The organism is Candidatus Lernaella stagnicola (assembly GCA_030765525.1).
GTDB classification, from domain to species: domain Bacteria; phylum Lernaellota; class Lernaellaia; order Lernaellales; family Lernaellaceae; genus Lernaella; species Lernaella stagnicola.
On record JAVCCK010000015.1, the window covers coordinates 150,717 to 162,733 of the forward strand.

The following is a 12,017-nucleotide window of genomic DNA, read 5'->3' on the forward strand; positions in this document are numbered from 1 at the left end:
GAGTTGAGATGAAAACCTATTCAACGCTACAGGTCTTGGTCGCACTCTGCCTTTTTTTGGCTTTTGTCGCTTGCGGTTCGGGCGGCGATGACGACGGCAATTCCTCCGTCGGTGCCGATGATGACGACGATGATAACAACGATGATGACAACGACGATGACGACAATAATGACAATAACGACGATAATGACGACAACGACAATGACGACAACGACAATGACGACGACGACACGGCGCCCGTGCCTTCTTATCCCATCTTGAACGTCGACGCAGCCGACGGCACCGAATTCAAACTAGTCAACCGTTGGGTCCCGGGATCCACCGGTGATCTCTGGGCCAACGCCTGGGGTCCTGACGATCGGCTTTACACCGCCAACGGCGACGGCTTCGGATTCGGCCGCGTATTCGGCGAAGTGGTTCTCAACGTGGTCGAAGGTGAGCCGCCGAACTTGGAGGGACAGGCTATTCCGGGAGCGTACGGTGCCTACGTTGCCGCCAAATGGGGGCCGGAGCATTGGAAGTACTCCCGCAAGCCAACCGGTTTGGTGTGTGTCGACGGCAACCTCTACATGTTCTACCAAAACCTGGCTAATTTCCTGACCGAAGAACCTTTTGGCGACGCGCCACACGGTTCGATTTCCGTCACGCCGGATTTGGGCGAAACGTGGTACGTGGATCGCTCGCAGCCGATGTTCACCGACCACGTGTTCACGACCGGTTTTTTTCTCGATTACGGCAAGTGCCAGCAGCACGCGGTGGACGAGTACACGTATGTATACGGTTTGGATTACAACTGGCGTTTCGCGGAGGATTTCGACCAAACCAAACTCTTTTTGGCCCGCGTGCCCAGCGACAGCATTCTTAACCGCGAAGATTGGGAGTTTGTCGCGGGTTTCGATGGCGACGCGCCGATTTGGTCGGCCGACATCGAAGACAAAGTGCCGGTGATCGAAGACGACACGCTGTACACGCACGACTACAGCGGCATCGGCCAGGGATCCGTGATCTTTCTGCCGGAACTGAACCGCTACCTTTACAGCACCCGCGCCGTGTACGAGTGGATCTTCTACGAAGCGCCGCAACCGTGGGGGCCGTGGACGAAAATCACCGTGCAATCCTGGACCGGCGGCTGGACCGAAACCTTCCACCCCGGTTATCCGGCGATCTTTGCCTCACGGTATCTGGACGGCGACAGTCGCGGTGGCTGGCTGATCAGTTCACTATCTGATAGTTGGTTCGACGGCACTTACTACAGTATGTGCTGGCGTCGGTTCGACCTCGAGGTCAGCGAAACTCCGGAATACTGAACAACCTAGTTCTCGAACGCGGGCAGGGGCGGAGGCGGTGCGCCCTCGGGCACGCAAACCAGAAGTTCCTCCCGGATTTCGCACGTGCCGGTTAACGTGCCTTCCGGCGCCTCGAATTCGCAATCGTCACCTTCGTCCTTGTCGTTGCAGGCGTCGATGGCTTCTTGCGGCGGCTCACCCGGCGGCGTCGAGTCATCGTCGTTGTCGTCGTTATCGTCGTTGTTATCGTCATCATCGTCGTCACCAACACCGGCGTTCGGGTCGTCACATACGCAACGGACGTAGTTGAAGATGCGTATCGCGTCGCCCTGGGGACCGTGGCCCTCCGGGTAGTCGGCCGGATCGCCTTCTTTCGGATCGCTGCGTTGGGCGCCCGCGCCGTGTACGTCAATCCAATTGCCATCCATGTATCCGAGGGCTCTGCCGAACGCGACGTAGACGGCGTTGGCACCGTCGTGATCCGTCGTGAAATTCGCGTGCGTCGTGCTGGTCCAGAAGAACGGAAAGTCGGTTTGCCCGGCCTCGTTGGTGATGCTTGAGACATTGAAAACCGGGTCGGTCGCCGCGGATGAGGTAGTATCCGGCGAGCGATCGTAATCGACGATGCTCTGCAGTTCCTTGGCATTGGGCAAACGCCAATCATCGCGATCGCCAAGTTCGAGATCCTCGCAGTAGGCGAGGGCGTCTTCCCACACCATGCCCTGTTGGCTGTCGTCTTGCTGCCATATGAGGCCGGTCGCGTCGTCGGCCACGGTGTCGTTGCCGTTGTCATGGAAGCTGTTGGCGCCATACGCGCCGGTATCACGCACGTAAATCGTGAAGTAACCGCTGGGCGAATTGGCGGTGGGGTAGCACTTGATGCGTCCGTCGGCGAAGTTGACGCCGAAAAAGCACTCGTTGCCGCCCATCACGGTGGCGACGTACGTGCTGCTGGTCACCCACTGTGAGTCGATGATCCGCTGCCCGCTGCCGGTGTCGCCGTATGCGAAAGAGAAGGCCTCGTCGTCTATGAAGGGCACCAGGCCGGAGGTGTCGCTTCCCTCGTACCCGCTGGGATCGACGCCGCTGAAGAGAATCAGGGAATACAGTTCTTTGATCGTCGGCAGGCGCCAATCGTCGTAACCGGCGAGTGAGAAACTCTCCGCACCCGCAGCGGCCTCACCAAACGACATCTTGTCGCCGGGGTCCTGCTGCCACATCAAGCCGGTGACCAGGTCGGTGACGGTGCCGTCGCCGTTATCCTCGTACGCGGGCTGAGGGCCGTCGACCTGCGCGTCCTGGCCGAAGAACGAGCCGTTTGCCGATGGACAACCTATGGCGCTCGCATTGCCGTAGCACGTTGTCTGGTTGGTATCGACAATGGGGTAATCGTATTCTGCGGCGTCGTCGTCATTATCGTTATTGTCGTCATCACCGGCGGTGTCGTCGTCATTGTCGTTATTGTCGTCATCATCGGCGGTGTCGTCATCGTCGTCGCCGCAGGCGCCGGCCAACAAAAGCGCCGGAATCAACAGTAGTGCCATCCAAAACCATGCCGTTCGTTTCATGCGTGTATCTCCTAAAGCTTGCCGTTCCCGATTCGACTGCAAATCAATTTACTCGACCATCGTAAAGCTTTTGTCACGCGAAAGGGCCTATTTGTAAAGATTCGGTAAAACAGGGCGGTCATCATGAGACGGAATTTCATCGATTTGACAAAGAGAGAGGCTGCTTTGTAGATTTCTGTATTCGTTTGGTTTTTTTAGAAAAAGCGCAACTCTTTTATGAAGATTTGGAAACGTCATGTTCGATTATCGAAATGTGGTTGCCGTTTTCGTATTCTTTGGCTTTAACCTGTTCGGGCTGGCGTCGTGTACGACTTATTCCAATTTGACGACCGCCAAAACGCTGGAACGCGGTGAATTCGAACTCGGCGTGATCGGATCCGGCCACTTCGTGGGGGACAGCACTTTTTACGGCGCCGGGGTGAGCGGTCGCGCCGGCCTCAACCCGTGGCTTGACCTCGGGGGCAAGATCGAAACGAATTTCATGCCCGGCGGCGGCTACAATCCGTACGCGACGGTGACGACCGCGGACCTGAAATTCGGGCTGCTCGACGAAGAGAACAAACCTCTCTCGCTGGCGTTGATGCCGGGCGTAAGCATTGGCCTGATCAATTCGAACCTGATGACGACTTTGTTGGTAAGCCGTCGTTTCGGCCGCTGGGAACCGGTCTTTGCATACCGTCCGCAGGCGATCTATTTCTACGGCATGAAACTCGAAGATGACGATGACGACGACGATGGTGACGACGACGATCTGCTCTTGATCTCACCGGGGTGGGGTCTTCAGAACGACCTGTTCGTGGGTTGCCGCATCCAGGTCGCCGGACCGTTTCACGTCTTCCCCGAATTCGGCGCGAGCATCAATCAAGTCGGTAACGCGATGTTCCACGTCAACGTGGGCCTGCAGTTTGTGTTCAAATAGGGTGATCACCAGGTTGACGGCCGGCATGTCGGTTCCTCGAATCCTGACCATTGCGTGACCTAATCCGAACAGCTTGCGAAGAAATGGAAGCGGGTCGCCGCTGCCCCTTTTTTTGTCGGGGTTGGCCGGTTAACCTTTGTGCGGCTCGGTGGCCGCGATTCCGAGGCCGCAACACGCGGCGGGATTGCCGGTTTCCGGTAACTGCCAACGAAACGTAGGACGGTTTATGCGCCCGCGAAATTCATCAGCCTCTGATCGACCGCCCCTTTTCACGCGGCTTTTTTTGGCGGTGACATTCTCCAACCTCTTTCTCGCCTCGTCCTTTTTCGCTTTGATGCCGACATTGCCGCTGTATATGCGCAATGTTTTCGGCTTCGACAACAGCCAGATCGGCATGGTGATCGCCGTGTTTTCGATCGCCGGATTGTTGGTGCGACCCTTTGCCGGTTACTTGCTGGACTCCCTACCGCGTTTCGCCGTGTTCATGACGGCGTTCGTTCTAATTTCCGCTCTGTATGGTGCGTACGCGCTGGCCGGCGGCATGATCGGCCTGATTTGTGTGCGGCTGTTGCACGGCGGCACCTGGGCGACCGTTACCACGGCGACCTCGACAATGGTGGTGGATATTCTTCCGGTTCAGCGCCGGGGGGAGGGGATCGGTATCTTTGCCTTGGCGTTTCCGCTGGCCACGGCGATCGGACCGGTGATCGGGCTGGCGATCATGGCGCAGTGGGGATCGACCGTCTTGTTTGTGGCGTTATCGCTGATTTCATTTGTCGGGCTCGGCGTCGGTGTGATGACCCGGGGCGCGCCGTCGCCGGAGAAACCGCGGCCGTTTCGCATCGCCGACTTGTTGTTGAAAAAGGCGCTGCCCGTGTCGATCACAATGTTGTTTCTCACCTTCCCGTACGGTGGCGCGCTGGTTTTCGCCAGTCTGTATGCGGCCGAAAAAGACCTGGGCTCGTCCGGCCCGTTTTTCGTCGTCTTTTCGGTCTGCCTGATTTTGGCGCGCGTGCTGTTTGGACGCGGCTTCGATCGCGGTCAGATCCGCGGGCCGGTTGTCGGGGCGATGGCGCTTTTTGCGGCCGGGCTGTTTTGGCTCAGTTTCGTGGGCAACGCGTGGCAGTTCGCGATGGCGGGCGGCATGATCGGCTTCGGCTTCGGTATCATCATGCCGCTTCTGCAAACCATGGCCAACAGCGTGGCCAAGCCCAACGAGCGCGGCGCCGCGAACTCGACCTTTTTTATCAGCTTCGACCTGGGCATCGGCGTGGGCAGTTACATCACCGGTTTCTGGGCCAAGCAGACGAGCTTGGAGAACGTGTATCTGTTCTCCTGGAGCTTCATTGTGCTGGGGCTGGCGGTCTTCCTACTGTGGGCCTATCCCTATTGGCGGCGCTTGCGGCCTCAAGTCGGTTGAACGGGCTTGGTGTCCGGACACCGGGGCAGGGCCCACCTATCCACCGGCCGTTGTCCTTTGTGATTGTGGTCTACAGTAGTATGGAGACAGATGTCCGACTAAGTTCGTAGATGTTTCGTAGCTTTCTTCTGGTCCCACGCTTCGGCAAACCACCCCTCGCCGTATGAACTCTGGTGGGGATGGAGCCGAACGTCGGCGGGAATTAAGAGGAATCCGGAACGCGACCGAATCGCGTCTTTCCTGCGAATGCGGATATCTAGCGAAACCTTTTTCGAAAGTTTTTTCGGAATTGGAAACTCTGCAAGCGTGCAAAAGAGTAATGGTCCAGTTTCGTCAGTAGGTGAAACACTGGAAACGAATCGCGAAAGTAAGTCAAGAAGCGAATAAAGCATGAAAGAGCCAGTCTTTCGCTCTTTCGTTATAAAGTCAGTTATGAATGAGGTATCGAGATCCATTTCGTAAACATCTTTTTCACGGTCGATACGAAATTTGCCGGTTGCAAACACGTTGGCCGTTGGCTCTGAATCGGCCACCTCAGCTACAACCGGGTTCTCCGGAATCTCCAGCGCTTGAAACTCAAAGCGTCTTTTTCCACTGGTTACAATCACACCCTGCACTATACAGCGTTCTGCTTGCTCCAGGGAGCGCCTGCCGGCATCCACGACCAATATTCTCACTTCGGTTCTACACACCTTTCGCCAAGTAATTCGTTCAATCTCTACAAGACGTTCATCGCTTTTCAGCAGGGTCTCTGCGGCAACGGCGACATGATAGGCAATGATCGGTCCATGAATATGGTCTGAACTTAGCGGGCAATGAAAAAGACTTCCAATGCAAGAAATATACGAGTCTCCATCGGAATCGATATCCGTAATATCCAATTTCTTCTCCTGAGCGGGAACAAAAAAGTGATTCATACCGAATTTGGCCGCTAATGAACGCTGATATAGTTTTATTTCACAAATTCTGGACTCGAGCTCATAAATCCGGACAAACGCCTTAGTATCTACTTCTTTCATCGCGTAGATATCCTTGAGCCTTGAGTATAGATACGGTATCAATTCTCGGTTAAGTTGCTCGCATATGTCGCGCGCTTGTTGAATATTCAGCTTGGAGTGATCGGGCAGCGGCGCGTAAATATCAATAGTTTTCATTGTGTATTTTGTTTCGTTAGATTTGTTATAACGTCGATCGATTGCGTACCAAAGAAAGTTGCAAACATAGTCGACAACTCACTTCCAGAGTGAGCCAGGGTTACTGCGAAGGTAATACGCGTTAGCCCGCTCCTGGATATTGTCTTAACACCGTTGAGCCTATGTACTTGTATTACGGCGTCGTTGCTTAAAATGTCTCTTAAGTCTACGAATATTGTAATGTTTTTAACTTCCCCTGCAAGAAGAAACCAGCTTTTGGTTTTTTGAAAGCCGTTCTGGAAATTAATTAGAATGTTCATAGCAAGATCAAAGTAGACATATAGGGACATTGCTCTATCGTCTAGATCGCAGTTGGCGTGCTTTTTCATGGCATTGGGATTCAAAAAAATCATGCATTCATCATTTGAACCGCGCAATCGTAAGGGAATCAGTGGTTCAACAGCGATCCGGTTGATGCCGGCAGTGCGGTCAATCCGGTCGCCAGGCAAGGAAGCACAATAGAATGCCAGACGGCGTCCATAATTGGTCTTGAGCATTCCAACGACTGAAAAATCCGTCGAAGAGTAAAAGCCTGACTGCGTCTCGTCGGCGACAATGATTTTTATATTTTCATGCATAAGCTTCGTATATCGGATGTTTAATACGGTATCAATTCTTTCGCCGTCGGCCAGAATTTGTTCGGCAGCGGTGATAACGTATCGGAGAAGAATGGGCCCATGGACAAAGGATGAGCTCGACGGACAAAAGTAAAGAGCAGTATTACAGGAAATTGTTTTTTGCGAATCTATATCGATGTCCCTTAGAACGACTTGTTGCATGGATCCTGGCAGGCCTTCATTTTCAACCGGTTTTTGATCGCGATCAGTTATCGGTAAGGTTGAATTCAATCGCTACTCTGCCTTGATCTAATTTGTTTGTCGACATGTGATGCGTGCAATGAGTCACATAGATCGTCCTCTCGATTGAACGAGCCGTAAGCATAGTACGCAGCAGCTCGGCAACCACCGGCGCATTGAGAGATAACTTCACATGAACTGCATTTTTGAATGTCAAAAGCGCGAGTTCGAATGCCGAGGTCGTTAACCCTGTCCCAAATATCGGAGAATGCATTCACGCGCAGGTTGCCTAAAAGAAAATTACTTTCGCGGAGGAGGTTGCACGGATAGACATCGCCATTCCAGTTGATATCAATAACCATGTGACCTATGCCGCAAACTGATTTATCCCTGTCTGGTACCGGGTTGTTTAGGCGCAAGGAGGTATTCTTCTCAATTCGCATCAACGTCTCCAAGCCAAACTCTTCTCTCAAGTGGTTGCTGACATCGCGAATTGTGGAATAGAGAGACGCTCCAGTCAGAGACAATCCTGCCGGTGTTGCGTGAGGAAAATCTCGAAAGTTGTTCGGTGTGTAATATCCGCCGTTCCTGACAGCGAAGCGAGCGATTTCCACTTGCTGATGCAAATTACCACTGTGGATTGTCGGAGCCAACGTGAAAGGTAGCCCGGCAGCGATTGCATTATTGATGCCGTGCATGGTTCTCTCAAACGACCCCGCGCGCGTTCGATTATGTACGTCTTGTGTGATTCCGTCCAAACTGATTTGAATGTAAGAAATATGTTCACATGTGCTAAGGCGACTGGCCATTTCCTTTGTGAGCAACGTTCCATTGGTCAATACGGCACATCGAAGGTCTTTCTGGCCGATGAGTGTGACTATTGATAAAAAATTGCGATGGATAAGCGGCTCACCACCGGTAATTATTATGTGGCTATTAGGATTTTCCGCCTGGATTAACGTCAAGTAATTGTCTGCCTCTGCTAACGACATGAACTGTTGCTCGTTATGATTCCGGCCAAGATAGCAATAAGGGCAGAATAGGTTACAACGCTTGGTAATCGTGAAGTACACAGTCTCCAGAGGACTGCCATCGTTTAAAGAATAGGAACGGCGAAGCCATCCGTCCTGGGCTAGCATGTCCATGAATCCTTGCGCTATTTCGTGACTGTCGGGCATCCCGGCGCGCAAATAATGAGACGAAAGCTCATCAAAATTATTATTGCATTGTTGGAAGATCGCGAAAGGAAGCAGTTCTTCTTCTCTCAGAACAGAGAATGCTCCAATTTCGGGTTTCGATGCTAGAAAAACCTCACCAACCTGCCGGACGGTGACACCATCGTGGCACGAAAGGTAACTCATGTTTAATGCAATCCCCTAATTGGATAAGACATATGAAAACTACGCCCAGCGGCTATTGCGAATTATGCCACCGGTCTATTCAGTTCGATAGGAAAATACGGTTCTGTTTACATAACCATCCTTGACCTATCGGCCGCTGGGCGTAACTGGGCTCCCAAGGCGTCGCGTGGGCTCTAGTGAATGAAAGCCCACGTAAGAGTGTATTGAAGGAAACAAAAAATCTTATATATTGTATGCGTACGCTCTGAACTGGAATCGAGTCTATCGACGTCGCTAGGCGCCGACGTCGCCACAGACTATGCATCCAATCGAGACACAAGCACAATTCTGTGATCCCGGAGTTGGTAATGCACCGGCGGGTTTCGGCACGTTAGTTTTAACGACAATCAGTGGGCTTTCGACACCTAGTTCTGCAAGAACAGCAATTGGATTTTCAGAGAATGCTTTCTGTAGTTTGGGGTCGGCGTAAATTTTCGCGTAAGCGTCTTTCGGAGTCATTTCTCTCTCCTTTTACGTTTGGGCGACTTGTTATTGGTAACGATTACCATTATACAATAAAAATGAAACCGTATTGAAAAACAGAACGAAGAATACATAATAATGTATACTATCGATATTATGAAACGGATAGCGTATCAAGTAAAAAAGTAAAAAGAATAATAAAAATAAAAAAGATATACTGATGAGTCGTCGTAATTGTTAACCAAATAGGTTCGACGGATTGCGGTTTACGGCTTCAAAAAACTAACCGGCAACGTTAAGAAAGCTACGAGCTGGGGGGCAGAGGCTATAGAACTGTTGCGTCGTGCGGCTCGCCGTCGAAGAAGTGAATGAGGGTGGAGGTGCCAAGGCGCCGGGCCACCTGGGTGTGAAGCTCGAAAGCGGCTTTGGTCATGCGAAAAACTTTCAGGGCGAGACCGAGCGGCACAGGTCGATAGTGCCGGCATCGAGATCGAAGACGGTGTTGTAACGTCCGAGGCCGTGGCTTTCGGTGGTGTAAGGCGGTCGGCTATTGATTTCGCTAGGAGCGGGATTGAGTGCCACGCAAGCGGCGTCGTGACGACGGAGGCGTCGTGCAAGTCGGGCGTGTGGAGCTATGCGAGACGCCCAACGAACTGGATTTACCGTTGGTCGAAGGAATGCCCGGGAGATGGGGGAATTCTAAATGCCGCTTTCGAAAAAGTTGCCCCTGGGGATAGTTGATCGTCGAACTTTACGAGCTAGTTCTTTCGCCGGCAGATTTTTGGATTCGTTCATTGTTTAGAATGAAATGAGCAGATACGAGGAAACTCCTCCGGCAAACCGGATGCGTACGGCGGCGCGCGCGGATTGAGTCTCGGTATCGCCACGGATAATTTGCAGGCAGGCGCCGACTGAGTTCTTATTCAGCTTGACATGGAGACCGTTTTTTGGCAAAACCCGAACTCGCGCCGGTGAACACCGGCCGTTGTTCTTTATGATTGTGGTCCACAGTAGCTCAGTTGGTAGAGCGGTCCCGCCACTGGCGGGATTGGTTGCCGTTTGATAATTTGGTCCACAGTAGCTCAGTTGGTAGAGCGGTCCCGCCAGTGGCGGGATTGGTCGCGGTTTGACAATTTGGTCCACAGTAGCTCAGTTGGTAGAGCGGTCCCGCCAGTGGCGGGATTGGTCGCGTTTTGATAATTTGGTCCACAGTAGCTCAGTTGGTAGAGCGGTCCCGCCAGTGGCGGGATTGGTCGCGTTTTGATAATTTGGTCCACAGTAGCTCAGTTGGTAGAGCGGTCGGCTGTTAACCGATTGGTCGGGGGTTCGAGTCCCTCCTGTGGAGCTTCATCTTGGAGGCCTCGTCATGAAAACGGCGGGGCCTTTTTATTTGGATTTTCTATGTTTTTCGTTTATGTGCTGCAGAGTGAAACGTCGGGGCGCTTTTATTGTGGCAGTACGGCAGACCTCGAAGAGCGCCTCAAGCGACACAACGATCAAAACTACACCGGCACCCAAACCACCAAACGATTCCCAGGCCCCTGGCGTCTTGTTTGGTCTATGGAATTACCGACACGAAGTGAAGCGATGGCAAAAGAGAAACAAATCAAAAAACGAGGGATTCAGCGTTTTCTGGTTGACCAAGAAATCCGACGGTAGAGCGGTCCCGCCGGAGGCGTTATTCGAACCCCTCCTGTGGAGCTTGTGATTCCAAGGACTTAGGCGATTCGTCGCCTAGGCCCGTTTCTTTTGAGTCACCATAGAGTCACCAACGCGACGCGAAAAGAGGCCCTTCCTCGGGCGACTTGTCGCCTAGGCCCTCTTCTTTTGAGTTAGCAATAAGTTAGCAAGCGGGCTCGTTTTCCCATGTTTTTTTCTGTCGCCGTTGCTTCGCGCGGCGTGAGGTTTTCGCGCGCCGCAAGCCACGCCCGAACAAAAACCGCCGCCGATCTTCTACCCTCCGAGACGCGCCGGGCCTATGTCTCGGAACTTCAAGCACTCAAGACGGCACGCCACGCGGGGCCGGTATCCGCCCGCCCTGCGTTTGTGGCCCTCGCAATCATCGAAAAATGGACGCCTCAAAATGCTGCGTATGAGGCGAGTAACGGGCTAGGATAACGCAGTACAGGGGGCCTCCAGCCCCACAGGCACCAGGGTACACGCATCATCTGAATCTAAAGGCCGAAATCTCGCAAGTTCTGTTGAATCGTTTCATTCATCTCGCGCATGATTTCTTCCTTCAGTTCCTCGTCTGTTTGCAAAAAGCCAATCTCTTCGAGTTGGCGCTTAACCGCAGGGTGCGTCGCGGCGAAAACAATGCGCGGCATTCCAAGCAAGTCGTCCAGGTTCACAACCGTGTCCGTAAAACCAAAACTATGCTTTGGCAACACTTTCAGCCCGATGCCGCCTCCGTAGTAGAGGCGTAAGAAACCGGCAACGAAAAACAACGTCACAACGATCACTACCGCCATAATGATTTTATTTTTAGGGAGGACCAATGAAACGTACTCAATATTGCCTTCAGGTTTCCCGTTTGCCTTAGATGCTTTATTGCGATTTGAATAGAAGTACAATGCGACAAATGCAACCAAAGCAAACAGCAAAGCTATAATAAACGTCGATATCGTGCTTGCCGCTTCCGTGTATAGTTGTTCCATTTTTAGGTTTCTTTCGGGGTGAGCTAGGGCTCCCCGGTTAAGTCGGTCGCCAATTCTGCGTTTTCCGCCTCCAGCGTCGCAAGTTCCGCTTGCAGCGTTTCAACGAAAGCAAATCCCACATCAAAATCCAGGCAAAAGGAGACAATAAGAAGCAATCCCGCAGTCAGGCAAAGACAACCAATCGTTCTCATTGGCCCCGTCCCTTTTTACTTTTCCACTACTTCCACGGGGGGGGGGGGGGGCGGCCCGGTGGAATTCCTTTTTCACCCCGGGAGCTTTCTCAAAGGGGGGAAACCCCCCCTTTGGGGGCACCCGTCGTTGAGAGTGACGACCCACGGGGTTCGCGACAGGAAA

11 protein-coding genes and 1 tRNA gene are annotated in these 12,017 nt (G+C 52.9%); 5 read left to right on the forward strand and 7 right to left on the reverse strand.

Going from position 1 to position 12,017, the window contains the following annotated elements; genetic code table 11:
* Positions 1-8: 8 nt before the first annotated feature.
* A complete protein-coding gene (locus tag P9L99_07575; GenBank protein MDP8223201.1) occupies positions 9-1,307 on the forward strand; it encodes a hypothetical protein in 1,299 nt (432 codons plus the stop codon).
* A 5-nt stretch (positions 1,308-1,312) separates the two neighbouring features.
* Here the strand turns inward: P9L99_07575 and P9L99_07580 are convergent, their stop codons facing one another.
* Positions 1,313-2,854: a DUF1566 domain-containing protein gene (locus P9L99_07580; GenBank protein MDP8223202.1), complete on the reverse strand. Its 1,542-nt coding sequence runs from the start codon at positions 2,852-2,854 to the stop codon at positions 1,313-1,315.
* A gap of 235 nt (positions 2,855-3,089) precedes the next feature.
* Here P9L99_07580 and P9L99_07585 point away from each other — a divergent pair, with 235 nt between their 5' ends.
* Together P9L99_07585 and P9L99_07590 are read left to right on the forward strand one after the other, a co-directional pair.
* Positions 3,090-3,773 (forward strand): hypothetical protein, encoded by a 684-nt coding sequence (locus tag P9L99_07585; GenBank protein MDP8223203.1) that lies wholly within the window; start codon positions 3,090-3,092, stop codon positions 3,771-3,773.
* A 289-nt stretch (positions 3,774-4,062) separates the two neighbouring features.
* Positions 4,063-5,193, forward strand: coding sequence for an MFS transporter (locus P9L99_07590; protein MDP8223204.1), 1,131 nt, complete (start codon positions 4,063-4,065; stop codon positions 5,191-5,193).
* Between the two features lie 98 nt (positions 5,194-5,291).
* On the opposite strand, the gene P9L99_07595 is transcribed toward P9L99_07590, so the two are convergent.
* The 4 genes from P9L99_07595 to P9L99_07610 form a co-directional block, all read right to left on the reverse strand.
* Entirely contained in the window at positions 5,292-6,347 is a 1,056-nt protein-coding gene (locus P9L99_07595) for a hypothetical protein (GenBank protein ID MDP8223205.1), read from the reverse strand.
* Entirely contained in the window at positions 6,344-7,234 is an 891-nt protein-coding gene (locus tag P9L99_07600; GenBank protein ID MDP8223206.1) for a hypothetical protein, read from the reverse strand. The genes P9L99_07595 and P9L99_07600 overlap by 4 nt, the downstream gene beginning before the upstream one ends.
* Positions 7,231-8,544: a radical SAM protein gene (locus P9L99_07605; GenBank protein ID MDP8223207.1), complete on the reverse strand. Its 1,314-nt coding sequence runs from the start codon at positions 8,542-8,544 to the stop codon at positions 7,231-7,233. The genes P9L99_07600 and P9L99_07605 overlap by 4 nt, the downstream gene beginning before the upstream one ends.
* 273 nt (positions 8,545-8,817) lie before the next feature.
* Complete coding sequence (locus P9L99_07610; GenBank protein MDP8223208.1) at positions 8,818-9,042, reverse strand: hypothetical protein; 225 nt, start codon at positions 9,040-9,042, stop codon at positions 8,818-8,820.
* A 1,236-nt stretch (positions 9,043-10,278) separates the two neighbouring features.
* Here P9L99_07610 and P9L99_07615 point away from each other — a divergent pair.
* Positions 10,279-10,351, forward strand: a tRNA-Asn gene (locus P9L99_07615).
* Between the two features lie 56 nt (positions 10,352-10,407).
* Entirely contained in the window at positions 10,408-10,665 is a 258-nt protein-coding gene (locus P9L99_07620) for a GIY-YIG nuclease family protein (GenBank protein MDP8223209.1), read from the forward strand.
* 515 nt (positions 10,666-11,180) lie between these two features.
* Here the strand turns inward: P9L99_07620 and P9L99_07625 are convergent.
* Together P9L99_07625 and P9L99_07630 are read right to left on the reverse strand one after the other, a co-directional pair.
* Positions 11,181-11,663, reverse strand: coding sequence for a hypothetical protein (locus P9L99_07625; GenBank protein MDP8223210.1), 483 nt, complete (start codon positions 11,661-11,663; stop codon positions 11,181-11,183).
* A gap of 23 nt (positions 11,664-11,686) precedes the next feature.
* Positions 11,687-11,854: a hypothetical protein gene (locus P9L99_07630; GenBank protein MDP8223211.1), complete on the reverse strand. Its 168-nt coding sequence runs from the start codon at positions 11,852-11,854 to the stop codon at positions 11,687-11,689.
* Between the last annotated feature and the right edge of the window lie 163 nt (positions 11,855-12,017).

Excerpts from the sequence above, each read along its gene's own strand:
- P9L99_07610 (MDP8223208.1), bottom strand. The coding sequence starts at position 9,042 with ATGACTCCGAAAGACGCTTACGCGAAAATTTACGCCGACCCCAAACTA.
- P9L99_07575 (MDP8223201.1), top strand. The coding sequence starts at position 9 with ATGAAAACCTATTCAACGCTACAGGTCTTGGTCGCACTCTGCCTTTTT.
- P9L99_07625 (MDP8223210.1), bottom strand. The coding sequence starts at position 11,663 with ATGGAACAACTATACACGGAAGCGGCAAGCACGATATCGACGTTTATT.
- P9L99_07630 (MDP8223211.1), bottom strand. The coding sequence starts at position 11,854 with ATGAGAACGATTGGTTGTCTTTGCCTGACTGCGGGATTGCTTCTTATT.
- P9L99_07620 (MDP8223209.1), top strand. The coding sequence starts at position 10,408 with ATGTTTTTCGTTTATGTGCTGCAGAGTGAAACGTCGGGGCGCTTTTAT.
- P9L99_07595 (MDP8223205.1), bottom strand. The coding sequence starts at position 6,347 with ATGAAAACTATTGATATTTACGCGCCGCTGCCCGATCACTCCAAGCTG.
- P9L99_07605 (MDP8223207.1), bottom strand. The coding sequence starts at position 8,544 with ATGAGTTACCTTTCGTGCCACGATGGTGTCACCGTCCGGCAGGTTGGT.
- P9L99_07585 (MDP8223203.1), top strand. The coding sequence starts at position 3,090 with ATGTTCGATTATCGAAATGTGGTTGCCGTTTTCGTATTCTTTGGCTTT.
- P9L99_07580 (MDP8223202.1), bottom strand. The coding sequence starts at position 2,854 with ATGAAACGAACGGCATGGTTTTGGATGGCACTACTGTTGATTCCGGCG.